This window comes from Bacillus sp. VT 712, assembly GCF_001614195.1.
Classification (GTDB): domain Bacteria; phylum Bacillota; class Bacilli; order Bacillales; family Bacillaceae_H; genus Priestia; species Priestia flexa.
In genome coordinates, this window is sequence record NZ_LWBK01000041.1 from 1 (window position 1) to 26179 (window position 26179).

Below are 26179 nucleotides of genomic sequence, written 5' to 3' on the forward strand. Positions count from 1 at the left end.
GTAGACTCGATAAGATTCATGACCGATTGTCACTAAATCAGTCTCTTCTTCTCTAATATAACGGGCGAATTCTTTCGCTTGAATTCGAATCCCTTGCGGATAAAGAATACGGTTTGTTTTTAAGGCACCAATCACATGAATCCCTTTTGACAACGCAACGTCAATAATGGAACCAGAGGTGTACCAACTATCACAAAGTAAGTAAACAGATGGCTGAAGCGCTGGAACACGTTTAATCATCTCTATGGAGAGTTTAATTTTACTTTCCGTTGTTTCTTTATGGAATAGCTGAAACTCGTATGGATATGCTTGGTCACCGTTTTTCAACATCAGTTGGACGACTTGATGACCCCAAACGCTTTTACCGTCTGTGTGTGAAAAGTGGTACCCGCATGATTCTGTCGGGGTGCTTGCCTGTGACGAAGGCTTGGTCTTTTCACAAATCGTGTCATCCACTAGTAGAAAAACCGGTTCATCTTGATCCATTTTTTGAAGAATCTGTTCTTGGGTCTGTCGAAGCAGGTAGCCTTCATTCCATGAACCTTTTTTCAAGAAATGGCCAAGAGTCGTACGATGTTTCTTTTGATGACTAAACGAATGAATTTCCGTTAGTTTACCTGTAAACCCCACACTCAACATCCCATCTATAAAGTGGGTTAAGTGGTTGATGACAGGTTTTGAGAAATAAAAGGGCAGCTTCCATTTTATTAAGCCATTGTAGATTTCTTCTTGATGTGATAGTCTATTCATTGGACAAATAACGCTCCTCTGGATGGATGATTGGGTCAGAGCTTTCATTCTAAACCAGGTTTGCGTATTTGTCTTTTTTATTTTATAAGATGGAAATATTTTGAACTGAATTTACTCATTATCAGTTATTTATTAATTTTGCATATGAACAACCTTAATACGATGGATACTTTATTTCTGCAATTATCTCATTCGATTCATACACTTTAGGCAGAGATTCTTTAACTGGGAGTATAAAATACCTCATGCATTGCTAACATCTCTAAAGAATTTACCTGTTAACTTGTCCATTAGGAAAATAAAAAAATCCATGAAATTATTTGAATTTCAAGGACTTTTTTATTATGTTTGTTATATGATATCTACCACTTAAGTACTTCGTTAAAACAGTATAAAAGCTTGTCTGCCATATTGATTGTCCTTACTTTCAACCGACTTGTTTCGCAGATGAATAACTGCTCTTGTTTTGTTTTTCTTCACCTGGTAATTTCATAAATACCATCAAAATAGCACTAACAAAATACAAACCAGCAAATATCCACATGACTCCGTGTACACCTATGCTACCAATGAATGTTCCTACAATTGCAGGTGCAATAAAGTAAGACATTCCAGCCCCAAAACTTACAATAGCCATAGCTGAGCCTTTCTTTTCAGGTGCTAGTGAACTTACTAGAGCAGAGAGTGGTACATAACCACATAGAACGATTCCAAAAAATATGCCTACCACAGTTAATGCCCAAAAATTATGCCCGAACACTTGAGGAGTATAAAGCATAACCAGAGTCATTACACCGCAACCGACACTGCCAATCCACATAATTGTTTTTCGCCAACCTAACCATTTGTCACTGATATAGGGAATGACTAAGTTAAAAGAGATATTGGCCACCCACATAGTTCCCCATACTTGTAACCATTCTTCTGTACTGTATCCATATTCAGAGGACAAGTATAGAGGGAAAAAGATTGGAAGAGCACCTACGCCGGTCGAGTTTATTATACGAACAACTCCTCCTATTGCGATTTTTGGCTTTTCAATACAAATAGTTAGTCCACTGAGTAAACTTTTCAATTTTTCCTTTCCGTTACCCTCACGTTCATGTACTTGGCCTTTTACAACAACAACTCCAATTATCCCACCGATTAACACCCATACGACCGCACTCCACATTAATCCGATATATCCGATTTTCGGAATCATATAAGCTGGAAAATAACTTCCAACAACATAAAGACCGCCACTCCATGCTGCCCAAAATAGACCTATTGCCGTAGCTAAAATACGGTCAGGACTGCGATAGGTAATCCAAACTAAAAACGAATAGCAAAATAAAGGATAACCAAACCCTCGAATAGCATAAGTCGGTAACATAACTGCATAATTATGCGTTTTTAGACCATATTCAATAAAAAGAATTTGACCTATTAACCAGATAACCAAGCCTGCTATCATAACCTTTCTTGGTCCCCATGCTTCTGTAAGGACACCCGAAAAGTAGGAGGCGATTGCTAATATAGCTCCGTATGCTGCAAAGAGAGTAGAAGATTGTTGAACAGTTAAGCCCTGTTCAATAAGATACGGTGAAAGCCAACCATGTTCGAGACCATCTCCTACCATAAAAATTAAAGTTGCGATATAGCCCCAAATCATAGCTGATGGAATACCTTTGGTGTTTTGCTCTCTTTTTGAAATCGCATTCATTTTAATCACCTCAAAATTATATATTTAACAATGCTGATAGTCACATTTACTCATTAGATGGTTCTCTTCAATGGTTAATGATAAATACCCAACCAGGTATTTATCATTAACTACATAGGAAATATACTGTTACGCCCACCACATTTCAGTTAATTGTTCTTTAAATTGTGCGCCTTTTAATAAAGAGATGGCCTTACTTAATCCTTCATCTAACGAAGCTAGCATATCTTCATGTTCAATGGATATCACATAGTCATATCCTACCGCACGAAGCGCACTCACCATATCTTTCCATACTTTTTCGTTTTGCCCATATCCTACGGATCTAAATGTCCACGAACGATTCAAAGTATCACTGTAATGTTTTGTATCTAATACTCCATTAACACTAATATTTGCCTGATCCAAATACGTATCTTTTGCATGAAAATGAAAAATAGCCTCTTCTCGACCAAGTTTTTTAATGGCTTCTACTGGATTAATCCCTTGCCAAATCAAATGGCTTGGATCAAAATTAGCTCCAATACTTGGCCCAGCATGCTCTCTTAATTTCAAGAGAGTTTCAGGGTTATACACAACAAACCCCGGGTGCATTTCAAGCGCAATTTGATGGATACCGTGTAACTCTGCAAATTTCACTTCCTCTTTCCAGTAAGGAATGACTACTTCATTCCACTGCCAATCTAGGATTTCCGTATATTCCGGCGGCCAAGAACAGGTTACCCAGTTCGGATTTTTGGCACCTGGGTGGTCACCCGGGCACCCAGAAAATCCATTAATCACCGGCACTTCTAAACGTTCAGCTAATAAAACTGTTTTTCTCCACACATCATGAGCCTTTTTGGCAACCATCTTATTTGGGTGCAGTAAATTGCCATGACAACTTAGACTACTTATTGTAAGTCCTCTACTTGTAAGGGCAACTTGAAATCTTTTTAATTTCTCTGGGTTCTCTAGTAATTCATCGGGATTACAATGACTGTTTCCTGGATAATTGCCTGTGCCCAATTCAACGGCCTCTACACCCATTTCACATAGTTTGTCCAGCATCTCTTCAAAAGGTAAATTTTGATAAAGAACTGTAAACACCCCTAATTTCATGCACGTACCTCCTGCTTTACCTTCACTTTCATCCATTTTTGTTGTTCATGACTTGCTAAAATGGCGTCGGTAATGCACATGGACATATGTCCATCTTCAAATGTCGCGAAAGTGGCTTTATCACTTAAAGGATTTTTACCTTCTCGAATAAAGGTATAGAAATTCAACAATCCATTTTTTAATGCGTCTGGCCAACCTTCATTATGGCCCCCCGGATGATGAATGGACGATTTTGCTTCAGGATTAAATAAAGTAGGATCTGCAAGAAGAGTTTGATTTGGTTGATCTCGATAGCCAATCCACAGCTTTTCTGGCTCTTCTTGATTCCAAAAAGCAGAATTTTGACTGCAAGCGATTTCAAAGCTTAGCCTATTTTTTCGCCCTGCACTTACTTGAGACACAGTAAATAAGCCTTTTACCCCGTCTTCAAAACGTACAAGAACAGATGCATAGTCTTCTGTGTTAATCGGAACATCTTCATATGCTTCTTCTTGTCCTTTTTGTCCCCCAAAAGTAGATCCTTGAGAAGTAGATTTTTTTCTTACCGGTATAACAGTTGCTAGATCAGCAAAAACTTCGACGATTTTTTTACCTGTTACATATTGAACTGTATCACACCAATGAGAACCGATATCTGCTACCGCTCGTGATTTCCCTCCGACTTCGGGAGCTAAACGCCAATTAAAGTCTGTTTCGAACAATAACCAGTCTTGTAAATAACTTCCGTGTACTAAGTTGACTTTCCCTAACTCACCGTTTCTGATCATCGTTTCTAATTGTTTTACAATCGGAAATTGGCGGTAGTTAAAGTTTACGCCATGTACGACCTGGTGCTCTTTAGCTAATTTCAATAGCTCGGCAGACTCTTCACTAGACATAGCTAATGGTTTTTCCGATAACACATGTTTACCTGCTTGAATAATTTCTTTATTAATTTGAAAGTGAAGATGATTAGGTGTACAGTTATGAACAACTTGAATATCACTGTCTTTTAACATGTCACGATAATCCCCATAAGCTTTCGGAATTCCAAGTTCAACCGCTTTTTTTTCTGCTACTTCCTGACCATGTTCTGCTAATCCAACTACTTCTACAAAACCGAGTCTTCTGATAGCCTCAATATGAGTAGGCCCAATAAACCCTGTCCCAATAACTCCAACTTTTATTTTTTCCATTTCTTTCTCCACCTTAATAAACTGTATTTTCCATGATTTCTGTTACTTCCGTAGTAGCTAAAAAGAGAATTAAAACCTTTATAGCCGTTTGTTGACTTGTCTCTATTGATCCGAATCACAAATCAACAACTCTATTTCTAATAAAGGCTAGTCTACTAGGACTAGCCTCTACTAAACTAATATTTAAGCTTTCACTAAATTTTCTGTAAGATTAATCCATATACCTTTTTCAGCTGACTCAAGGATAGCATCTGAAATAACGGCGATTTGATAACCGTCTTCAAAATCTGGTGATACGCTTGTATCTTCAACGATTGATTTGAGGAAATCATATGTTTCAATAATTTTTGTTTCCCCGTAGCCAATCCCTAATGCTGGGATTGGCCATAGACCTTCTCCATATGGATGTGCAGGTCCTGTATAAACCGTTCTGAATCCGCGGCTGTCACTTGGATCATCGGAGAAACATACTTGAAGCTCATCACGGCGTTCATAGTTAAAGTATAATGAACCTTTCTCTCCGTGAATTTCAAATGTTAAGAAGTTGTTGCGACCCCAGGCATTACGAGTCGCTTCAATACTTCCAACTGCGCCGTTATCAAATTTAATTAAAGTTGAAAACTCATCATCTACATCAACTTTACCTTTTGGTACATCAGCTTCTGCTTTTACAGTTCCAAGTTTATCTACACCGCCACTTTGAATCGGTCTTTCACCAATCCATGTCTTTGCAATAGCCATTACCTCTGAAATGTCACCCACAAGATATCTTGCATAGTCAATCACATGTGTTCCGATATCACCTAATGCACCTGAACCAGCTCGTTCTTTTTGGAAGCGCCATGATAAAGGCGAGTTAGGATCCGCAGACCAGTCTTGAAGGTATGTGCCTCGGAAGTTTAAAATCTTTCCAATTCTTCCTTCCTCAATATATTTTTTTGCTAGAGCAACGGCTGGTGTTCTGCGATAGTTAAATGCGACCATATGTTTAACACCTGCTTCTTTTACTGCGTCAAGCATTGTTTTTGCTTCTGCTGCAGTTCGTGCTAACGGTTTTTCTGAAATGATATGTTTACCTGCTTTGGCAGCTGCAATGGCAATCTCTGCATGAGAGTCATTTGGTGTTACAATATCAATAATATCAATTTCAGGGTCTTCTACTACCTTTCTCCAATCAGATGAATAGTTTTCAAATCCTAAACGTTCTGCTGCATCTTTTGCTAACTCTTCGGTCACATCAACGACTGTGTGTCGTTGAGGAATTGCTGGTGCTGGCCAAAAAAACATTGGCATACCTGCATAAGCAAGTGCATGCGCCTTCCCCATAAATCCTCCGCCAATCATACCTACGTTTAACTTTTTCATTTTTATTCTCCTCCTATGAAAGTAGTCTATTTATTCGAATCTACTATCTTTTAAATAACATCTGCTATATCGTTATGGTAAATTAGGCTTCAAGTTCCTAATATATTATCTCTGCTACTTTCTTCTTGATCTTAAGACTTATTTGCCGTTTCAAAACTTAATAAGAAATTAAAACTGATTTCTGCTCCTTTTTTCGGATCATTATAGCTATCTAATTCTACTGTAAGCCATTCATCATACCCAATCTCATTCAGCACTTGGATCATCTGGTCAAACTTTTGATGTCCTTCTCCTAAAGGAAGAAATTCTCCATTATAATAATCCTTGAAATGAATATATTTAATGCGATTTGCATATTTTTTAATTACTTCTACCGGATTCCCTCCACCTGCTTCGATATGCGCTGTATCCGGACATAAATTAATCGTTGTTAGTGCCATTAACTTGTCCAGCTGGTCTGGGGCCTCTACGTTTGTTCCTAAATGCGGGTGATAGCTTGGAATAAGATTATATTTCTCTGCAATTACTACTACTCGATTAAGAGCATTGCCTAAATCAGCGTAATCGCTTTCTAAAATACCATTCGTACGGATAGCTCCTCCGCCAATTACTAGATGCTGCGCTCCTAGTTCAGAAGCAAGAGCTGCAACCTCTTCAATTTTTAATAATTCCTCTTCCAAAATATCCGGGAAAATAAAATTCCCTCCAGTGTAAACTCCAATAAAGTCTAAAGAGTAACGGTTCAGCAATGCTCTAAACTCTTCTTTTCTATCTTTAAATTCCATTAGATTTCCGTCAAATATTTCAAATCCTTTATATCCAACTTCTGCAATATCTTTTAAAGCTTCTTCTGTTGATCCATTTGCAAGGTAATAAAGGTCTTTTATCGAAGTGACTCCGGCAGGGTGCCCTACTACCCCACCCCACGTATTTGTCTGATATCCTAGTTTCATGGTTTCTCCCCTATCTTTAAAAATTCCTTATGCGTATATGGTGTATTAATACTGGAATTTCATCACCTCCCTAAATTAATTTAGATAAGAAATAATTGGACCAAAATACATGTAATCGATTACAAAGTATTCTAGACAAAGATTGTATTTTTTAATTTATTATAAGAAGAAGGTGTTTTTACTATCTGTACTTGTACTCGATTATACCTATCAGAAATCTAAACTAAAAATCCATTTGTAATCGATTACATCTTAATTTTTTAAAAAACAAGAAGATTTAAATCATCAGATACATTTTCAAAAGAACTCTTATTCCCTTATGAAATATGTGTTGAGCATGAATCACGTATGATAAGCTGATTTTCCATTAGGTATTGATGTCTTTCAATTTCTTCCTTATTCATCAACTTTATAAGTAATTTCATTGCCATCGTGCCCATCTCAAAAGCTGGCTGTGAGATGGTTGTAAGAGCCGGTTTGAAAATAGATGAAAATTTTATATCATCAAATCCCACTACGGAAATATCATGTGGAACACTTAATCCTTTTGAAGAAATAGCATTTATAGCTCCAAATGCCATCTCATCATTTGCTGCAAACACGGCTGTTGGAGGATGATTAAGACCCAAAAATTGATTCATTATATTGAAACCACTTTCATAAGAAAAATTACCCTCCTGCACTAGAATGGACTCAACTGTCAGGTTGTATCGTGCCATTGTCTGATAAAATCCTTTTAATCGATCCTGTCCTATCACTCCATCTAGAGGACCTGATATAAATCCTATCCTTTTATGTCCCAACTTAACCAAATATTCTGTTGCTTTTTGAGCCCCACTGATATTATTAATAGAAACGGTGGGGATGGCTGAACCTTCTATATATTCACATGCCAAAACTACAGGATATTTGAGAGCCATTTCCTCAATGTTCTTCGATTTCATTCTCGCCGTTAGTAAAACCATTCCATCAGCTTTTTTTTGAAGAAGTATGTTTAAATACCCATTTTCTCTTTCCAAATCATTGCCCGTATCCCCAAGCAGAACTTGGTATCCGTTTATGACGGCTACAGACTCAATTCCTCTTAATACTTTAGAAAAAAAAGGATTTGTTATATCAGGTACAATGACTAGAATGGTTTTGGTTTCTAATGTTCTTAACTGGCGAGCTAATGCATTTGGCTGATAGTTTAATTCTTTAATTACTTGTAATACTTTCTCAGTCGTTTCTTCCGTTACAGTGTTAGGTTTACTTAGTACTCTTGACACTGTAGCAGTTGAAACATTTGCTTTTTTTGCTACATCTATTATTCGCACCATTTTACGACTCTCTTTTCTTGTTCTTTTCTATAACAGAATTGTAATCGCATACAAAAATATTGTCTAATTGGATTCAGACAACATTTTCTGAGATTCAAACTCTTTAAATTTCCTTTTAAGCGTCGTTTTTATCCATATAAACAAAAAAACAACAAATTAAAAAAACTCAGCACTTATTGCTGAGCTCCATGTTTTATAATAATTTGTACCTTTGCAGATTGTCTACTTTATGCTTGGAAATCCTTGCAGTTTCCTTATAATCTTTAAAATAGGCTTTATACATTTGACCCGTTGCTTCGATTCTTGTTAAAAGTTCCACATTTATAATATAAGATCTATGAGATATCATAAACCTAGAATCAACGGCACCTTCCAAGCTAGTTAAAGCTTCATTTGTCTCGAATTTACCATTTTTAGTATGAATGACAGATTTCCGATCAAGTCTTTCAATAAAGATAATTTCTTCTAATGGAATAAAAATTATATTTTTCTGCTGTTTAATCATTAGATCCTTTTTAAATGAATGTTCTTTATCAACTAGTGAAATAGACGCTTGGGAGGCTCTCTCTAAAGCACTATATAAACGATTTCTATCAATTGGCTTTAAAATATAGTCCACTGCCTTTACGTTAAATGCCTCAAGTGCATAATCATCATGGCCAGTAATAAAAATAACTTGTAAAGCCGGGAGAAGTTCTTTACATGCTTTAACCGCTTCCATCCCATTCAATAAGGGCATTCCGATATCTACTAAAGCAAGATCCGGTTTTTCTTTCGTAACATAGTGTATCAATTCTTCACCGTTGGCGGCCTCTCCGACAATTTTATATTTGGATAAACTCTCAATAAAGTACCTTAACAATTTTCTTGAGGTAACATCATCGTCTGCGATCAATACTTTCATCTTGTTGTTCCCCCTTTTCCCTAGCGTTTCTTGATTTCGCAACACTTTGAATAATATCTGGAGCATCTTCATGATAAACGAGCTGCCAAGCATCAATTACATTTTCTTTCATTACTTTTAGAGACGGAACGGCTACATAAGATGGCGCTTGTTTTCCAAGCAGGGCATACCCTGCTAGAATCGCTTCGGCGACTCCTTGCTGGTATGGTAGCTGGGCACCTAGTCCTTTAATAGGTCCATCCTGTGCAATTTCCAAGGCGACATTCATACCCAAATCTATTGTCGTAATGACTAAATTGCTTTTTTTTGCAGTACGAGTTGCCCTCAAAGCTCCTTCAGCCGGTACATCCCATACAATAAAAATACCATTTAAATCCTGATGTTCAGCAATCATAGCAGATGCCACTTTTTCTCCATCATTCGAATCAGTAATTCCCCTGCGATCGACAATTTGAATGTTAGGGTACTTTTCCTTTATAGTTTTTTCAAATGCTTCCGTTCTTTGTTTGGTTGCAAAAAAATCAGCCTCATGATAGATAATCCCAACCTTACCTTTTCTATCTAACTTCTCAGCCATGATATTGGCCGATTCAATGCCATTTCCATAATTGTCAGCAGAAACAATACTTACATAATCTTTCCCATGCTGCAAACCATTCGGTATATTGTCCATAAACACCAGCTTCACACCAGCTTGGGCCGCTTTTTGATATACGTTTGCAGTCAATTCTGGATCAACTGGAATGCTCACCAGGATATCCGGTTTTTTGTCTAAAATGCTTTCAATGTCAGCTACTTGCTTTTTCCATTTAAATTCTGCATTTGTCATAGCTACTATCTCGATGCCCATTTTCTCAAAAGTAGTTTGCATTCCTTCCAATTGAGACCTTGACCAATCACTTCCAGTATAATGCATAGCAATAGCAGCCTTATATTTCTTTTTCTTAATTTTTTTTAGCTCTTCCAAAGATAACCGAAGTGTTTTTGCTGAGACAGCTTCCTCGCCATGTGGTCCTGTACTTAAAATCTTATGATCTGGAATATTTTGATTAATTGTATTGTTTAGCGTTTCACTTAGGATTGTCAAAAACTCTTGTACATGAATGGGCTTTGTTAAATAGTTATCAAATCCTTTATCCAACGTATATTGAATATCCTTTGGCATTGCATTTGCACTTACAGCGATGACAGCAATATCTTTGGTTTCTTTGCCTGCTTTTAAAATTTCAAATACTTCATATCCGTTAATATCTGGGAGGTTAATATCTAGAAGAACCAAATCTATTTTTTCGTTTGCTACAATTTCTATTCCTTCTTTTCCCGTACGAGCTGATAAGAGCGTATAGGAAGGCTGCGATTTAATGATATTACTTACTAAGTGCAAGTTGGATTCGTTATCTTCAATATATAGCAAACGATAGTTATCTTCCTTCCTATTATTTGTGGGAGGAAACTCAGTTTGTTCACCCCATTGTATGACAGTCTTTAAATCATTGGGAAGAGGAAGGCTAAAGCAAAACTCACTTCCTGTTCCTTTAGTGCTTGTTACATTAATCTCCCCTCCCATTAGATTCACCAGCTGTTTAACTAAAGATAACCCAATGCCTGTACCTTCTTCTTTTGTACTTTCAATTCGATAAAATGGAACAAACACTTTAGTATATTCCTCTACAGAAAAACCCACACCTGTATCTACGATATGAATGTACTGCTTATTCTCTTGTAAACGACAGAAAACGATGACTTTTCCATTTTCTTGATTGTATTTAATAGCATTATCAAGTAGGTTCAGCAAGATTTGTTTAAGACGTATAGGATCAGCAAGAACGATCATATCTTCCCATTGATCCAATTGGCTATAAATACTGATATTCTTCTTCTTAGCCAGTGGTTGTACAATATTGATACATTCCTTGATGACAGTTAGAAGATGAACTTCCTCTACAGAAATTTTTAAATTTCCTGTTTCTATTCTTGACACGTCTAAAATATCATTAATTAAACTTAATAAATGGCTTCCTCCACTTAAAATCTCTTGTACAAAATCACGCTGCTGTTCATTTAAAGATTCATCCATCTCCAATAACTGAGCAAAACCTAGAATTCCATTCAGCGGCGTACGCAGTTCATGACTCATCTTAGACAAAAAACTTGATTTGGCCATATTCACTTTTTCAGCTTCTTCTTTTGCGTGAATAATGGCTCTTTCCATTTTTTTTTGTTCTGTGATATCCTCAAACTCCCACAAGTAGCCTACAAAATCATTTTCCTCATTTAAAGGAAAACAATTGTAGCGTAGTGTCATACCTGTATCTATTTTAATTTCTTTCGTAGTTCTCGTTCGTTTTTCTGTATTTTCGAGTTTAATTTTCTTGATTTCTTTATCAAAAACGTAATGTAAATCCGAAGCATGCATCCCAATATGGCAATCAATTTCCCCCTTCAACTGGAAAAGTTCGTAAAATTTCCTATTTAAGAGCCTTATTTTTTTATTGCAATCTGTTAGTGCAATCCCACTATCTAACCGGTCAATCAAACTACGCTGGAATGCATAGGAATTCATTAATTTTCGTTCTTGTTCTTTTTGAAGAATGTCCTCTTCCATAATCTTTTTGTTAGTAATGTCCACGCAAGTTCCGACTACTTCAGCTACTTTATCCTTATGAAATAAAGGTCTTAAATAAGTTACATAATAGATACCTCTAAATTTACCTTCATATTCAATGTAATGTCCTTCCCATGCTTTTTTGTAATAACCATCTAGTAAATTGGCAGTCTCAATATCATCCCAATAAAAATCATGAAGCGTCTTTCCTACCATATCCTCTCGATTAATTCCCAATCTATACAGTAATTCTCCCTCGACAAAAGTATGAATAAATTCGTTGCTTTTTTGTACAAACTTAAAAATCATCCCAGTATCAGCAAAGCCTGGTTGTGAAATATATTTGGAATCCTTCATTTGTTTCGCCCCTAGTTAGTTAAAAAAATATAATATGGATTCTATATGATGAATCCCTTACTTTAAGTTTTTTTTACAATACTTGAAAATTAATTTGGAATCAATTATTTATTTCTAATGATTATTGTAATCGCTTTACAAATTATACTTTTCTTATTATAAGCTTGACCATATTGATTAGTCTAACAATACTTACCCATCAGGCTGCCAGGCCTTTATTAAAGAAGGAATGGATTAAAACAGGGACTCGTCTTTTTGATATTACTAAAAGGAAAGATATTTATTTCGTTAATTCGTCTATGGAGCGTTACATAAAAGCATAGAATTATGAATGACATTTTTCTTCATCTGTTCCTTCTGCTTTTGACGAGTCATCAAACCCCAGTGAACTTGTTTCACATGTAGAAAAGTTACAAATCAATACTCTACTGCGTGTCCGCATAGTGTCACAACTAATCTTGTTGAATATTAACCACTGCTTGTCCTGTGGATGTACGTTTTAATGAGATACTTTGTTCGCCACCGAATCCTTCATCTTCAACCGCCCACTTCGTCGGACCTTCTGTTGAATTGAAGAACCTGATTACTAAAACTCTATGGGCAACTACTGCTATGTGGGCTGAAATAACATACAACGTTTATTTAGCGGAAACGATGAAAAATGAGGGTGAAAGGAGGATTTTGTCTTGGTATTTTCCAAAGAGCATAAAATAGGCTGCTGAGCAATTTCATCTCAACAGCCTAAAAACAATCTAATGTTAGAATCATCAATTCTTTGACTGACGATAACCAGCTTCCTCTGCTTCTTCTTCCGTACAGAACCACTGCACGTTGTTCATCTTCTGGTCATAGTGGGCACCAGTTGGGACGTGGTAAATCTTTGAATTTTTGTTGCCTTTAATTTTATTTTCACAGCGCTCGTTTAGCTCCGCTGATTCGTCTTCTTCTTTTTCTTTTATACTTCTGGCTACTTCAGAGTTATAGCTTTTTTCTTCTACATAGTTTTCAATGCTCCAGATACCCAACTTGTTTTTTCGAGCTTGATCCTGCGTTTTACGAAATTCGTCCACATATTTCGTATTGGGAGGAAAGACCGCTACGCGTGCCAAACCTTTTGCCACAAGCTCTTCATTAAACAACTTGCTATCTACCCATATGTACGCAAGCAAACGGCCATAGCGATCGCGCTCTTCTGCATCAAACTCAAGCGTGACTTCTTGGTTTGTTAAGTGCTCTGTTGTATAGTCAGATGCTTCTGGTCCAAACGGTTGAACCTTTAGCTGCGGATGCTTTGTTTCAGGGGTGTCTACGAGAATGAGACGTACCGTTTCTTCCTTTCCATTTAAAAGTTCTACTTTGACTGTGTCTCCATCCACTACTCTCGTAACCTTTGCTGCTACTCCAATAACGTCTTCACGCTTCAGTGAAGACTCCACCTCGTTTTCATCTCCGGACTGACTTACATTTGTTTCTTCTTCTGTCGGCTGCGCTGCTTTCTTTTCGTTTGATTCACTTGTTTCTGTTCCACACCCGCTTAGAACTGCGAGTATTAAAATCAGGAGAAAACCAAGCGTCTTTTGTAACCTATTCAATTCATTCCACCTCTTACTTTTGCTTCCATTTATGCATAAAAAACAAAAAACTCGCGAATCGCTTATCACGAGTTTTTGTCTATAACTTTGTTAAAAAATTGATCGTATGACGTTAAATGATAATCTGCTTCAAGCGCATCGTTTTGAAAAGCACACGTTTTAATACCAAGCTCACGCGCAGGTTTTAAATCTAACTCACGGTCACCAATAACTAAATCAAGATGATATTTATCGTGAAGATACGCATAAGCTCCTGTATCCGGCTTACGCTTGTATCCATCGTCTTTTGTAATGATTTCTGTAAAATAGTCCTCCATCCCAAAGTACGCTAAAATAGCAAGAGTAGACTCGCGTGATTTATGCGTTACAATCACGTTTTTATCAGCCCACTTTAGTACGTCTTCTACATGGGGAAATGCCGGCTTGTCTTCAGGACTTAGCTGATGCTCAAGCACATGGAAATTTTCATCAAACACTGATTTTTCCACATTAAAGTGCTTAATCGCAACTTCCGATGAAATCTTCATTTGTTTCAAGATTTCAGCTTCCGTAACGGAATCGTCTTTTACAAGCTTTTTGAATGCTTTTACTATTGTTGGATATGTATCGAAAATGGTACCATCAAAATCCCATAAAATGTTCATCTTATCAACCTCTCTTTTTCAAAACCGTTCTAATCATACCAAACTTTTGGCTCGATGTCATTTGAATTTCGAATTCGTTTTTAATTATCATTTTCTTGTCATTTTCGTTTTTCGACTTTAGTTATTCGCTTTTAGAAAATATTATTGCTGATTTAGCGATCAAACTCAAACGAGAAAATAAAGAATGGCTGAAATAATAAAAAGAACGTTGGGGTAGTATTCTCTCCTTCGCTCTTTTTATATGTCTTCAGCTTAATTTGAACAAAATATTCTGACGATTAAGTTAAACGAGAAGAATTTTTTGTTTTTGGGATAAATAATAAACCAATCACAATGCCAATCACTGCTGGTACAATCCACCCTAACCCTTGAGTGTATAAAGGTAACCAAGCAAATATGGACGGCAATCCTACTGGTACAAGTCCGTCGTATACGCTAACGATTCCTGTCAATAAAAGCGTACTAATATAGATAACGTTTGACCCTTGAAAATAAGAGTGAAAAAACGAAAGCACAACAAGCATGATCGTTAGCGGATAAATCATAGTCAGTATCGGAACAGATAGAGAAATGATCTGGTTAAGTCCCACATTTGTTAGCAGTAAACTCCCAATCGTTAGTACTGTAACAATTTTCTGATAAGAAACATTTGGAAGAATACTTGTAAAATACTGAGCGCAAGCTGTAATTAGCCCAACGCACGTTGTAAAGCAAGCAACCCCTACAGTAGCTCCTAATAAAATAACACCCGCAGCTCCGTAAAATTGCTCTGCTGCTGCTGTTAAAAGCTCGCCTCCGTTTCGGAACGTGGACACACTTCCCATTCTCGCTCCTAATACACCAATGAGTATGTACACGCTACATAAGGCAATACCTGCAATGATACCTGTTTTCATCGTCGTATTTATAATGGCTTTTCTCGCCGTAATACCTTTGGCTTTAATTGCCGAAATCACCACAATTCCAAACGCTAATGAAGCAATGGTATCCATCGTTAAATACCCTTCCATAAAGCCTGTAAAAAATGGGGCACTTTCATACTTTTCCGTTACGTTACCGAAGGACGGTTCAAGATTGAATAATCCTGTAAAACCAATTAAAGCAATTGTCAGTAATAAAAATGGCGTTAGCAAACTGCCAATTCGATCTACGATTTTTGCTGGGTTTAAGCTAAGCCAGTATACAAGTGCAAAAAAGGCAATTGAAAAAAGCGCTAGAGATACACCACCTACGTTTTCTCCTAAAAATGGTGCTAGTCCCATCTCATAAGCTACGTTCGCACCGCGTGGAATTCCCATAAACGGTCCAATCATCAAATATAATACGGTTGTAAAAATAAGTCCAAATATCGGGTGTACCCTACCGCTTAGTGCTTGAACTCCATTATCCACTGTGGAAATTGCAATCACACCTAGTATTGGAAGTCCTACTCCTGTTAAAACAAAGCCAATCATCGCTGGCCAAAATGCTTCTCCTGCTTCCTGCCCTAAAAAAGGAGGGAAAATCAGATTTCCAGCTCCAAAAAACAGCGCAAACAGCATGAAACCAATTACGATATTGTCTTTAACAGTTAATTGTTTCATTTCGTTATATGCTCCTTTTACACAATAAAACTCGCCTCTCGAATGAGACGAGTGTATTGTCGAAAAATGTAGATATTTCATACACAAAGTGTAATTTTAACGAACAACAAACAAACTGTCAATACGTATATTGTTATTTTTCAAAAAATTCGTTACGAACTACCGCATCCGCTGCCACAGCTTGAACTCGAACAACTTGACCCTCCGCTATCTCCCCCACCATCAAAAAACGAATCATTGTTGTCATGACCACCGTGTCCGTGCTTATGGTCGTAATCATCCATGGGTGTGGAACAAGCATAGCCGCTGGAGTATGTTCCACTATCTGATGCTTCCGGCCGCTTCATCAACATATCCATATAATAGCCAAAGTCTTCAGCTGCATATAAGGAATAAAAAATAAAGGCTTGAAATAGCGTAGCTTCTGTTACTTTCTTTGACTTTTTAGAGAACGGCTCTTTTTTAGCATTTTGCTTTAGATGTTCAGCTTGCTTAATTTCACCTTTCATTTGACGAATAAGCGCTGTCTTAAGTTCATCCCATTCGTCGGAAGGCGTAAAATATTTATCAATTAGCTTTTCTTCGGATAGTTGATGAAAATCTTTCAGTATAGAACGCGGAATAGGATGTTGGAAAAACCTCCCCCATAAAAGGCGACTATTATCTTTTACATCAAACAAATGCGTGTACAACCAGTCAAAGAACGCACGCTTCCCTGGCTCAGAGCTTGCTTCACTGTTCGTATTGGGCTGATGGTGTAAGAACCGGCTATAAAATTCTTTTGTAAATCGCTCATAGTCCATCGTAAACATAATCATTTCATGCCACACATCATCTACTTTGGAGCTAAACATGGGGACATTCTTAATAATAGCGTTCATTACAAAGTAGCGCTTAAGCTCAAAGGTCGCCCACTCTATTTCATGAGGCTTCATCTCGTGCTCTTTCGCCACTCTTTCCTTCACCTGTTCAATATATGAAGTAGATAAAGAGCTTTCGAAACTCTCTTCGAGTGCAGCTCCTTTTTCCCCATATCGAATACCGAGGTGATTTGGCACTTCTCGGTCATAAAGAAATGATCGCTTTGGTTTTTGGCTCCTTGTTGATTTCACAATAATAATTACAGCAATAATAACTGCTGCTACAATAATTAGAACTCCCACTTTTATTTTCTCTCTCCTCACTCTTCAATCTCTATCTCTTACCTATATTGTATATTTTACCATATATCAAATATGTCAAGGTAACTATCTTTTTTACTACAATAGATATGGTGAATAATGTTTATTTTCATTCAAAAAAGAACCCCGAATGTTGGAGTTCACTTGTTCAGAAGCTTAAGAAGACTTCTTAACTAACCGATTAACTCTAGAAATTCACAAATAAAAAACGCTTGGGATGGGATGTGATTCCCTAGCGTTTTTGTATTCCTTTATTTTACGAAAGCGTCTTTACTTTAACGATATTTATTCACCACGACCGATGGTATCGTTCAATCTTTTTCGGTATTTATCCTTCCATGTTTGCTCATCCTGCACAAGGTCATCGCAAAAAGCAGCTACGTCCTGGCCTGTGAGATCCGTCACTTTTTTCCCTTCTGCTGCTCCTTCTTCAAAAAGGTCGATAATTCCGCCAAAGATACGTTTGTTTCCTTCCCAATCGGTTGGACCACCACCAGCTGTCCACATATATTTTTGAATGGCTTTATAAGCGTTTCGATACTCGGTTGGAAGTGCTTTTGCACGAGATTCCATCGCTCGCCATTCTCTTTTTTCATCCAAACTTCCAATGATTTTCTCAAAGAAATTCATGTTATTTACCTCCCTTTATACTTTTCACTTTTAACTCATTTATTCTGCTTGATACAAAATCCCATTTCGTCCAAAATGCTTCAAGATGCTCTTGTCCCGCTGCGTTAAGTGTATAAAACTTTCGAGGTGGTCCCATAGTGGATGGTTTTTTCTCGATGTCTACAAGCTTATTTTTCTCAAGCCTCATAGTAATCGTATACACTGTTCCTTCAACTACATCAGTGAAGCCAAGCTGACGCAATTGCTGCGTAATTTCATATCCGTACGTTTCGCCTCGGCTGATAATTTCAAGGACGCAGCCTTCAAGCACCCCTTTTAGCATTTCTGTAATATTTTCCAAATGTTCACCCTCCATTGGTACTTTACATTATTTTGATTAAACTCTTACATAAAAGATGTTTTATAAATCACTAATAAGTAATACTAACTACCACTATATAGTATCACATATTAGTGATTAGTCAAGAAACAAGCAATGTTTAATGAGATATAAGACCTTCTAACTTATTTAGACTGACCCTCCTATTCAAGAATGGTTAAGTATCAATAGCTATCTTTTCATTTTAATCATGACTAATCGTTTTTATATAAGATAAAAGAAAAGACCAAATCTATGCGATTTGGTCTTTTACTTAATAGCCTATTCCCTATGTCTCTTCAATGAAACGACTTGTTTGCCATTCAGCTTATTTTTATTAAACCCTATTCTTCTGGAATTTCATCAACCTCTTCAACTTTCACAATACCGTTTGTACTGAACTCTAGATCAAAATACGCTTTGACGATATCACCTTTTTCAAGCCCTTTTGGCAGCGGTTCGTTTACCTTTGCCTCCAAAAATGAAATACCAGTTCCTTCTTTTGTCGTTCCATAGTAGCGTCCATCTTCTACTTTATCAATTGTAATATAGTAAACTCGGTATTTACGCTCTTCTTTATCGCCTTTCACCTTTTCGTTAACAGTTTCTTGCGCTGGTAATTTATCTAACGTTTCTTCAGCTTGCTTGGCAGTTGGCGTTGTTCCTCGATTCGTAAACTGCACGACAAGTAGGCCTAAACAAACCACAAGTAAAATAAGTAATATAATTTTCTTTACTCCTAAAGACAAAATGTGTGCCTCCTTACACCTTTATGTATATCGTGATCATGTTGCACAAAAGTGATTATACACGATAACGACTCAAAAATATGTGTAAAATTTGTAACATAATCAAAATATGAGAAAGTACCTATGTAAACACTTAACCATACATTACCATAAAACTCTTGCTTAAAATGCACCATTTCTTTATTTTATCGTTGATAATGCAGGGTTTTATAGTTATTTAACGTATGTGGCTAAAATTATTGGATAAAGAAGGATTGTCTGGTTTTCTTGTCGAACCTATACATAAATTGTAATCATATTGTTACTTGACGTCACGTAATATGCTTTTTGAAGTCAAAAGGGAGGGAACGAAATGAACTTACTAATCATCAGCTTTTTAGCAGCAGCTGTTCTTGCATTACTGGCAAGACTTTGGTTTCTAAAAACCAATCCACGCTCGGATGACCAAACTGTTCATAAGCCTATCGTTTCAGTTACTGGGCAAGTAAAATCAGCAGAAGGAATTGATCAAGTTGCCATTTCAAAAATTGAAATGTATGAAGAGCATTTATTAATTAACCGAGTAGCTATGATTCCTCTCCACCGCATTCAGCGTGCTGAATTTATCAAGCACGTCAAAAATGAAAAAGGCGTTAAAGGTGCACCTGTCCAGCGTTATTTTGGAGAACTGACAATCCATTTCACAAATAAAAATGGAGCGGAAGCGTCAATTGTTTGCAGCACGCCAAAAAAGAATCAGTTTCACCATATCTATCAATATGATGTAATGAAAAAGACGCTTAACAAAGCGTTAGGTATTGAAGATTTACAAAATCACCTTGCGTTCCGCGAGCCTTACGAACTATAATCTGGTAATTTTTTCTTATCGGTATCATAAACCTCCTTTTATTGCACAAGCTATATCATATACATACCCAATCTAAGGAGGTTTTCATCATCGATCCAATTCAATTCCTAAAGTACTTCTGTTCCTTCGCCGGAGCAGGGTGCTTAGCATTTACGTATTATCATATGTTTAAAGGAAATAAAAAAGAAGACAAAGAAAGCAGTACGGATTGAGTACTGCTTTCTTTGTGCTTATTCATTTGTTTAAGTATGGTAAAATAAGTATACCCTACACTGAACGGAGCGGTGCAAATGGATATTTATGATTATTTAGACCTGCTACAAAAAGATATACAAACTTCTCCTATACAAGAAATTGAACAGCGCTATTTTGATATTTGCACAAAACTTTGCGGAACTGATATAGCAAAAGCTATTCAACTCGTTTCATTAAAAGACTACCAAGAGGCATTACAAGATCTCTTGGCTCATGGTTTAACAGTTGCATATTCTGAAGGTGCCAAAGCCATTTACTTTGAGTACGACTTAGATAATGATTGGGATAGTACGCTTTTTATCTGTGAAGATTATCAGCCACTTGAAGAGGACGATGATGAGTGGGCATGTGAATGGGTTGATGAAATAAATGGACCCAGTCTAGCAACGTTTGGCAATTTATATGAATCTCATGGCTTCGACGATACAAACGAAGCCATAGGCTCAACACTTTATCTCATTGTACGGACAGTTTTAGAATACATGAGAGCTTACAATGAGGTGAATGCTTTTCCTAAAGTGAACGTTTGTATTGGATTTCATGATCAAGATCCCGCAATGAGAATTAATGAGGCAGCGAGCGTTTTATAATATGAATCGTCATGAGTTTTCATCTCAAAATTTACATATTCTTATTACGCTTGCTGTAAATCAAGAACTCTCTCACAAAACGTTGGTGGATTGGTGCTCTCTCTACATACATGAAACCGATGAAGGTGATAATCAAAACCTTTTGTTGAATGATAAAGCAATAGATATAGACGCTCAGTGGAAGTTGTTTCTTTCAAATACGTTCACGCTATCTGAGTTACAAACTCTTAACTTAGACTTGATTAAAATACCAGTTCAATGGCTGAAGGATTGGCTAGAAAAGCTTTAACCTATTTAGTTTACTAAAACAAAACCACACCTATAACCGGTGTGGTTTTGCTTTGATTAAAACGCCCAGTTCCCTTTTCTAAACACAGGCTCGCTTGTACCGTCAGCTTTGATGCCGTCGATGTCCATTTCAGCTGAGCCAATCATGAAGTCAACGTGGGTGATGCTGTCGTTTTATAGTGGAAAATTAGGGTTCTGTGACCAATCCGTGACCACTGTGTGACCACAAAATTCATGCTCTCAAGCTTGTTATTAACGGTTTCCTAACACAGGCTCTTCATAAATACACTAAATAAAAAGGAGAGCAAATTGTTTTGCTTTCCTTTTTTACTATCTTTATTCTTATTACATATTTGTTTGTACTTCTTTACTGAAATTGCTTTGCTACTTCCAGTATTTTATCTTTGTACAACGAAATCTCATCTACATTATTTAATTTATAAATAGTTTTTTCTTCATCATTTATTTGTATATACTTATTAGCTGTATTAAACCCTAGCCTGCAAACCCATTTTCGAATACTGTCATCTAATAACACATTAAAATAGCTTTTATTATCTCGATAATGAACTCTATTTGAGTCAATTTCCTCTTTTAATAGCAACTTTACAAAAACATACCCTTCTATTTCTTCCTCAGTTGTAACAATGGTTTCGATAGTAACTTTATCTTCAGCTACATTTTCATTCTTTGGAACTTCTTCCTTTTCTACTACATGTTCTTCATTGGTATCGGAGGAGTTTAAAGCTTTTTGAAGCTTATCATTTACCTTCTCATTTACAAATTGTGCTAAAGATTTCTTTACTATTTCCCTGAAATTATCTATCACTTTCTTTGTTTTCACACCTTGATAAACATCACTCAAAATAAATTTAATAAACTCATCATTTGGTTCTTCCCATTGTTGATTTAAAAATTGTTTGATTTCACTTGTGTACTTTAGTTCAGAGGCTGTAGTGAGAACATTTTCTACATTAAACACATTTTTTCTAAACTTTGCTATCTCATGTATATCGTTGTCTCTAAATTCAAGTAGATTAAAAACAAAGAAGGGCTTAATATCCATTCTATTTGGCTCTTCTAAGTCTGTATAAAATCTATATTCAATACCATTCGTTAGAATAGCAAATTTAGCTTTAGTCGTTCCAAAGTATCTAAATAGTTGAGAATCATGCTTTAGAAGTTTTTCATGTACACTTTTCGCTTCAATTAATATTACTGGACTTCCACTATCCATGATTGCATAATCAATCTTTTCACCTTTTTTTATACCAACGTCCGCTATAAATTCTGGAACAAACTCTTCGGGATTAAAGACATCATACCCTAATGCTTGTATCAAAGGCATAATCAAAGATGTCTTTGTTGCTTCTTCAGTCTTAATGTTATCTTTAATTCTTTCAATTCTGCTAGAAAGAGTTTTAATTTGTTGAATGAAATTTTCCATTTTATCTCCCCCCTATGTACTATTACTATGCTTAAAAAGGGAAACTATGAAATCATTTCAATACCTCTACATGCCTGAAGAAGGCATGGTGGAAGAAAGCTAACGCTCATACCGTCGAGCATACGCCTGATGCAGAGCTTAAAATGAAGCTTGGCGAAACAGAGATTAAAGGGCTGTTAGCTGATTTCGGGGAAAATATTCACTTAGCGAAAGTGAACGGACGCTACGTGGCGTTAATTGAAGCGGAATCGATTCTGTTTGAAAAAGGTGCGTCTCCGATTGAGTTTCATAAGCCAGGTGATTTGCACGGGATTATTGAAAAAAATCAGCAGTAAGCGTTGGGAAGAATAAAAACTAAGCTCTTTTCAAAAATTTGTGACTATTGTTATAATCTAAAGATAGTATTACCAAAGGGTTTCAAGATAATTTAGTGACCACAAATCTGACCGCTCTTTTAAACAATTGTATGACATAAATTATTTTGAAAAATTGTCTTAAAGGTTCGTAATGTAAGGTTTCCTTTTAACTTCTCTTTTAAGTTCTAAAAATGAAAAGGCAGTAAGCTGATTTGCCCACTACCTTTTTGTGGTTAACTCTACTATTTTACTACACAAGTGGACTTTCTAAAAAAGCACCTACTTTGTCATGCCCATATTTAAAAAATTCAATAGCTGACGAAGGTCTTAAAAATTGATTAAACATTCTTTCAAAAATACCATCAGATAACATTTGCTTAACATTTTTATACTCAATTTCGATTGCTTGTCCTTTATGTTCAAACACTTTTGAATGAACTTGAGTAGTATTAAACCTAGCTGTTTGTTTTTTGGATAAAATATTAACATTTACCTCCTTATCCTCAAACATCTTCAACCATTTATCTATATCTAGAGACATGTAAATCACTTTTTCTCCATTAATTAACTTTACTTTGTCATTTATACTAAATGGGTGTAAAAATAAAGGATAAGACAATGGTGAGCTAACAGAACTTCTCAAATCAATTGTTGGAAAGTCTATACCGACAGATTCTTTCCACATGTCAAAACCTGTATGAATAGACATTTTTGAGGTATTGTACACACCCACAATAAGACAACCATCGATCGTTCTAAGTGAATAATTTCTTTTATCTACTTCTTTCATCATAGATGCTACGACTTCGTCAAAGTGTTCTGTATAAAATGTCTCCTTAACAGTTTGAATGTTAAGCCCAGTCACTTCGTCTGTTCCAGAGCCCGTATTAATAATTTTTGCTTTATTTAATGCCGTTGATTTTTGTTTAACATATCGATTAAATTGTTTTTTAAACTTTTCATCTTTGTCTTCCAACTGATAATGTAATCTTCTATCACACGGTATTTCTTCATATTCTTCAACTATTTTTGCAATTTCATCATTCACCTTTCCTTCTTTTAATTCTATCAGTTTTATATCAGGGCTATCCAATTCTCTTACTAATAAGTCACCCACTTGAATAAAAGACGTAATATCATTTACTAATGGGAATGTAGTTTTATCACTATTAAAAATTTCTTCCACTACTTTTAAATCATGTTTTAAATTAGAATTGAATATTTCTACTTGTGAAGTGAAACTATATAATCTTCTAATTATTGTTCTATCAAATCCTAATAATTGCCATGCGATAGTGTCTGCAATCTTTCTTAACACACTTTCTTTATATTCAATAACCTTCAAGTTATATTTTGACTTTTCAAGAGATTCTTTACTCGCTTTCTGTTTATTTAATTCTTTAATCAGTTTTTTTATTGTATCTCGCTTTTTCCCTAATTGTAATAAATTTTGTATTATTAGATTTTGTGCTTTCATAAATCCTATGTGTACATTTGAAATAAACTCAACATTTTTTTCTTTACTTTTTGAGAGTTTTCCAACAAAATCAATACAGCATAACAAAACGTTAGTCCTTCCTTACACACATTCAATTATCCTGCCAGCGTCCCTCACTAATTAAAATCTCTTTTAACCTTTGAAACATTTTGGGATGAAAATTAACTGACTGGGGATGATTATTTATTTCAGTAGGATTTAAAACATCATTTGAAACCATCCATATTTTTTCCTTATCGTTCTTATCTTGATATACATTAATCACAAACGAAATGGTCCTACTACTTTCCTTATTAGATTTATAAATTTCCCCTCTAAAAAATTGTTGTTTACTCAATTAATTCACTCCCTATTTTTTATACCCGTTCTTCCCATTTTAATTCAGGGAACTGTACTTTAAGTCTATGTATTTCATGTAACTTCTCAATGATATATTTTTGAATACTTTCAATATGATCTGATTCTGCTAAAAAGCTTAAAAGAGATTTACCTAGATATACTCTAAAATAGTCTTTTTCATCTTCGGGACTCTCAAAAATCCATTCTTCATTCTCAATACAGAAGGTATTAATTGCTTTGATAAGCTCATCTTTCCTTCTACAATTAGGACCTATCTCTAAGAATACCGTAATATCTGGATATTCTTCCTCTGTAAACCTGAATCCGCAACCAATGAATTTCCAATCACTTTGATCACTAATCGAAACATATCTATTGAAAGTCCTTAGCTGATTCGCTCTATTTGACCATTGCATGGGCTTTCCAAAAAGTTGTATAAATATTTCTTTTACCTTACCATTTAGTGTTTCATCTAACATAGATTGTAATTTATAAAGATTCTGTAATGCATATATATCAGTTGGTGTAAATTTTCTGCTTTTATTCAATTCATTAACCTCCATGTATTTAAGCACTTCGTTTACATATAAATCTCCTTTAAAAGTCATTAACCAATTGTAAAATTGGAACCACTGTAGCTGGTTAAATTTTGTTCCTTTTTGAAAGTATCCGCTTTTCTTCTTTGGATCATATTTTCTAGTGATGTAAAATAAGTAAGTATAATAACCTTTGACATTATGACTATGAAGGTGATCGTAATACCTTTTTAATTGTAAAGTACCTTCTCCAGTTCCTAACTTATTTTCAAAAAAGATGATGTGCCTTCCTTTTTCGTTCTCAAATGTAATAACTAAATCTGGTCGGCTATCTGTATCATGGTCTAGTATTTTATAAAACGTTTTTTGAGTATTAACTCTAATATTCCAAGCAGATTCAAAGTGACCGTTAGAAAACTTATTTAAGAAACTAGTTAAGATTTCTTCTTTACTAAAAATTGGTGCAATAACTTCGGTTAAATAATCTTCTAATGGATTAAAAGTATAAGTTTTAACTAAATTGTACATTTTTTCAAATGTTGACTGCATAGATTCACCTCCAGTTAGAATATTTTACTTTAAGAATTTCAATCGAATCATTACATAGTTTTCCTCGAATCTATCTCTTTGTTTCAACCCTTAATTCCATGCCTCTTATTATCAAAGTGCATCTTTTCTTCCATTCTTAATCATATTTTTAGGTAAATTATACCATAATCAAACAAAGTTTGATCATCACCTAAAAAATATTTAGATTTTTACTTAGATTGCACTACTCCTATTCTCTATATCTAACTTTCTATACTGTAAGCCCGAAATATAAAAAATAGCGCACCTTCACGGTACGCACGACGAACGGCCAGCTAACTGAATTTTTTTCAGTTAGCTGGCTATTTTGCACATGTGGCTTGAATATTCTCTGACCATGGCATGTAATTATGTAAAATCTCAGGGTGTTGATGAAACGATATATTAGGTAATTCCGTCATCAGCTTTACCAAGTACTGATAAAAATCAATTCCGTTTGCTTTGGCCGTTTCAGCCAAACTCAA

The 26179-nt window shown here is 35.7% G+C and carries 24 protein-coding genes and 2 pseudogenes; 4 read left to right on the top strand and 22 right to left on the bottom strand.

Translation table 11 applies throughout. From position 1 onward, the window contains the following. From A2U94_RS16605 to A2U94_RS16680, 16 genes are all read right to left on the bottom strand, one after another. Positions 1-750 (bottom strand): transposase (locus tag A2U94_RS16605; protein ID WP_197473415.1); only part of this gene is annotated, 750 nt, incomplete at its 3' end. Between the two features lie 427 nt (positions 751-1177). Continuing rightward, positions 1178-2455 (bottom strand): MFS transporter, encoded by a 1278-nt coding sequence (locus tag A2U94_RS16610; protein ID WP_025907917.1) that lies wholly within the window; start codon positions 2453-2455, stop codon positions 1178-1180. A gap of 129 nt (positions 2456-2584) precedes the next feature. Next, entirely contained in the window at positions 2585-3556 is a 972-nt protein-coding gene (locus A2U94_RS16615) for a sugar phosphate isomerase/epimerase family protein (RefSeq protein WP_025907918.1), read from the bottom strand. Continuing rightward, a complete protein-coding gene (locus A2U94_RS16620; RefSeq protein WP_025907919.1) occupies positions 3553-4731 on the bottom strand; it encodes a Gfo/Idh/MocA family protein in 1179 nt (392 codons plus the stop codon). Before A2U94_RS16620 ends, A2U94_RS16615 begins: the two co-directional genes overlap by 4 nt. Positions 4732-4914: 183 nt before the next feature. Continuing rightward, on the bottom strand, positions 4915-6096 hold the full coding sequence (locus tag A2U94_RS16625; RefSeq protein WP_025907920.1) for a levoglucosan dehydrogenase: 1182 nt from the start codon (positions 6094-6096) through the stop codon (positions 4915-4917). Between the two features lie 131 nt (positions 6097-6227). Further along, positions 6228-7049: a sugar phosphate isomerase/epimerase family protein gene (locus A2U94_RS16630; RefSeq protein ID WP_025907921.1), complete on the bottom strand. Its 822-nt coding sequence runs from the start codon at positions 7047-7049 to the stop codon at positions 6228-6230. Positions 7050-7366: 317 nt separating this feature from the next. Beyond that, positions 7367-8368, bottom strand: coding sequence for a LacI family DNA-binding transcriptional regulator (locus tag A2U94_RS16635; RefSeq protein ID WP_025907922.1), 1002 nt, complete (start codon positions 8366-8368; stop codon positions 7367-7369). Between the two features lie 193 nt (positions 8369-8561). After that, a complete protein-coding gene (locus A2U94_RS16640; protein ID WP_025907923.1) occupies positions 8562-9272 on the bottom strand; it encodes a LytR/AlgR family response regulator transcription factor in 711 nt (236 codons plus the stop codon). Further along, a complete protein-coding gene (locus A2U94_RS16645; RefSeq protein ID WP_025907924.1) occupies positions 9247-12234 on the bottom strand; it encodes a substrate-binding domain-containing protein in 2988 nt (995 codons plus the stop codon). The genes A2U94_RS16640 and A2U94_RS16645 overlap by 26 nt, the downstream gene beginning before the upstream one ends. 767 nt (positions 12235-13001) lie before the next feature. Continuing rightward, a complete protein-coding gene (locus A2U94_RS16650) occupies positions 13002-13826 on the bottom strand; it encodes a thermonuclease family protein (protein WP_025907925.1) in 825 nt (274 codons plus the stop codon). Between the two features lie 65 nt (positions 13827-13891). Then, positions 13892-14470, bottom strand: a complete 579-nt coding sequence (locus A2U94_RS16655) for an HAD-IA family hydrolase (RefSeq protein ID WP_025907926.1) — start codon at positions 14468-14470, stop codon at positions 13892-13894. 278 nt (positions 14471-14748) lie between these two features. After that, the gene (brnQ, locus tag A2U94_RS16660; RefSeq protein ID WP_025907927.1) at positions 14749-16053 is read right to left on the bottom strand and encodes a branched-chain amino acid transport system II carrier protein; all 1305 of its coding nucleotides are present in this window, start codon (positions 16051-16053) and stop codon (positions 14749-14751) included. Positions 16054-16205: 152 nt separating this feature from the next. After that, positions 16206-17216 (bottom strand): UCP032817 domain-containing protein, encoded by a 1011-nt coding sequence (locus A2U94_RS16665; protein ID WP_025907928.1) that lies wholly within the window; start codon positions 17214-17216, stop codon positions 16206-16208. Positions 17217-17519: 303 nt separating this feature from the next. Next, positions 17520-17864: a DUF1048 domain-containing protein gene (locus A2U94_RS16670; RefSeq protein WP_025907929.1), complete on the bottom strand. Its 345-nt coding sequence runs from the start codon at positions 17862-17864 to the stop codon at positions 17520-17522. A gap of 1 nt (position 17865) precedes the next feature. Then, positions 17866-18204 (bottom strand): PadR family transcriptional regulator, encoded by a 339-nt coding sequence (locus A2U94_RS16675; RefSeq protein ID WP_025907930.1) that lies wholly within the window; start codon positions 18202-18204, stop codon positions 17866-17868. A gap of 362 nt (positions 18205-18566) precedes the next feature. Beyond that, entirely contained in the window at positions 18567-18971 is a 405-nt protein-coding gene (locus A2U94_RS16680; protein WP_025907931.1) for a hypothetical protein, read from the bottom strand. A 352-nt stretch (positions 18972-19323) separates the two neighbouring features. Between A2U94_RS16680 and A2U94_RS16685 the strand changes: the two genes are divergently transcribed. The 3 genes from A2U94_RS16685 to A2U94_RS16695 all read left to right on the top strand — a co-directional run bounded on the left by A2U94_RS16685 (position 19324) and on the right by A2U94_RS16695 (position 20952). Continuing rightward, complete coding sequence (locus tag A2U94_RS16685; RefSeq protein ID WP_025907932.1) at positions 19324-19818, top strand: hypothetical protein; 495 nt, start codon at positions 19324-19326, stop codon at positions 19816-19818. Positions 19819-20108: 290 nt separating this feature from the next. Then, positions 20109-20663, top strand: coding sequence for a hypothetical protein (locus A2U94_RS16690; RefSeq protein WP_025907933.1), 555 nt, complete (start codon positions 20109-20111; stop codon positions 20661-20663). A 1-nt stretch (position 20664) separates the two neighbouring features. Next, complete coding sequence (locus A2U94_RS16695) at positions 20665-20952, top strand: hypothetical protein (RefSeq protein WP_025907934.1); 288 nt, start codon at positions 20665-20667, stop codon at positions 20950-20952. Positions 20953-21008: 56 nt separating this feature from the next. Here A2U94_RS16695 and A2U94_RS20835 read toward each other — a convergent pair. Both A2U94_RS20835 and A2U94_RS16700 read right to left on the bottom strand, forming a co-directional pair. Next, positions 21009-21125: pseudogene (locus A2U94_RS20835) on the bottom strand (aminopeptidase); the annotation flags it as partial. A 193-nt stretch (positions 21126-21318) separates the two neighbouring features. After that, a complete protein-coding gene (locus tag A2U94_RS16700) occupies positions 21319-22398 on the bottom strand; it encodes a type I restriction endonuclease (RefSeq protein WP_025907935.1) in 1080 nt (359 codons plus the stop codon). Positions 22399-22502: 104 nt separating this feature from the next. On the opposite strand from A2U94_RS16700, the pseudogene A2U94_RS16705 reads away from it, so the two are divergent. Then, positions 22503-22733: pseudogene (locus A2U94_RS16705) on the top strand (DUF3900 domain-containing protein); the annotation flags it as partial. A 271-nt stretch (positions 22734-23004) separates the two neighbouring features. Here the strand turns inward: A2U94_RS16705 and A2U94_RS16710 are convergent. The 4 genes from A2U94_RS16710 to A2U94_RS20840 all read right to left on the bottom strand — a co-directional run. Then, on the bottom strand, positions 23005-24318 hold the full coding sequence (locus A2U94_RS16710) for a hypothetical protein (protein WP_025907937.1): 1314 nt from the start codon (positions 24316-24318) through the stop codon (positions 23005-23007). A 25-nt stretch (positions 24319-24343) separates the two neighbouring features. After that, positions 24344-24589, bottom strand: coding sequence for a hypothetical protein (locus tag A2U94_RS16715; protein ID WP_025907938.1), 246 nt, complete (start codon positions 24587-24589; stop codon positions 24344-24346). Positions 24590-24608: 19 nt separating this feature from the next. Next, positions 24609-25676, bottom strand: coding sequence for a PD-(D/E)XK nuclease family protein (locus tag A2U94_RS16720; protein ID WP_025907939.1), 1068 nt, complete (start codon positions 25674-25676; stop codon positions 24609-24611). Between the two features lie 341 nt (positions 25677-26017). Continuing rightward, the coding region (locus A2U94_RS20840) for a transposase domain-containing protein (protein ID WP_197473416.1) at positions 26018-26179 on the bottom strand (162 nt) is incomplete at its 5' end.

Excerpts from the sequence above, each read along its gene's own strand:
- brnQ (WP_025907927.1), bottom strand. The coding sequence starts at position 16,053 with ATGAAACAATTAACTGTTAAAGACAATATCGTAATTGGTTTCATGCTG.
- A2U94_RS16640 (WP_025907923.1), bottom strand. The coding sequence starts at position 9,272 with ATGAAAGTATTGATCGCAGACGATGATGTTACCTCAAGAAAATTGTTA.
- A2U94_RS16670 (WP_025907929.1), bottom strand. The coding sequence starts at position 17,864 with ATGAATTTCTTTGAGAAAATCATTGGAAGTTTGGATGAAAAAAGAGAA.
- A2U94_RS16695 (WP_025907934.1), top strand. The coding sequence starts at position 20,665 with ATGAATCGTCATGAGTTTTCATCTCAAAATTTACATATTCTTATTACG.
- A2U94_RS16655 (WP_025907926.1), bottom strand. The coding sequence starts at position 14,470 with ATGAACATTTTATGGGATTTTGATGGTACCATTTTCGATACATATCCA.
- A2U94_RS16700 (WP_025907935.1), bottom strand. The coding sequence starts at position 22,398 with ATGGAAAATTTCATTCAACAAATTAAAACTCTTTCTAGCAGAATTGAA.
- A2U94_RS16720 (WP_025907939.1), bottom strand. The coding sequence starts at position 25,676 with ATGCAGTCAACATTTGAAAAAATGTACAATTTAGTTAAAACTTATACT.
- A2U94_RS16620 (WP_025907919.1), bottom strand. The coding sequence starts at position 4,731 with ATGGAAAAAATAAAAGTTGGAGTTATTGGGACAGGGTTTATTGGGCCT.
- A2U94_RS16645 (WP_025907924.1), bottom strand. The coding sequence starts at position 12,234 with ATGAAGGATTCCAAATATATTTCACAACCAGGCTTTGCTGATACTGGG.
- A2U94_RS16685 (WP_025907932.1), top strand. The coding sequence starts at position 19,324 with ATGAACTTACTAATCATCAGCTTTTTAGCAGCAGCTGTTCTTGCATTA.
- A2U94_RS16610 (WP_025907917.1), bottom strand. The coding sequence starts at position 2,455 with ATGAATGCGATTTCAAAAAGAGAGCAAAACACCAAAGGTATTCCATCA.
- A2U94_RS16630 (WP_025907921.1), bottom strand. The coding sequence starts at position 7,049 with ATGAAACTAGGATATCAGACAAATACGTGGGGTGGGGTAGTAGGGCAC.
- A2U94_RS16625 (WP_025907920.1), bottom strand. The coding sequence starts at position 6,096 with ATGAAAAAGTTAAACGTAGGTATGATTGGCGGAGGATTTATGGGGAAG.
- A2U94_RS16635 (WP_025907922.1), bottom strand. The coding sequence starts at position 8,368 with ATGGTGCGAATAATAGATGTAGCAAAAAAAGCAAATGTTTCAACTGCT.
- A2U94_RS16690 (WP_025907933.1), top strand. The coding sequence starts at position 20,109 with ATGGATATTTATGATTATTTAGACCTGCTACAAAAAGATATACAAACT.
- A2U94_RS16615 (WP_025907918.1), bottom strand. The coding sequence starts at position 3,556 with ATGAAATTAGGGGTGTTTACAGTTCTTTATCAAAATTTACCTTTTGAA.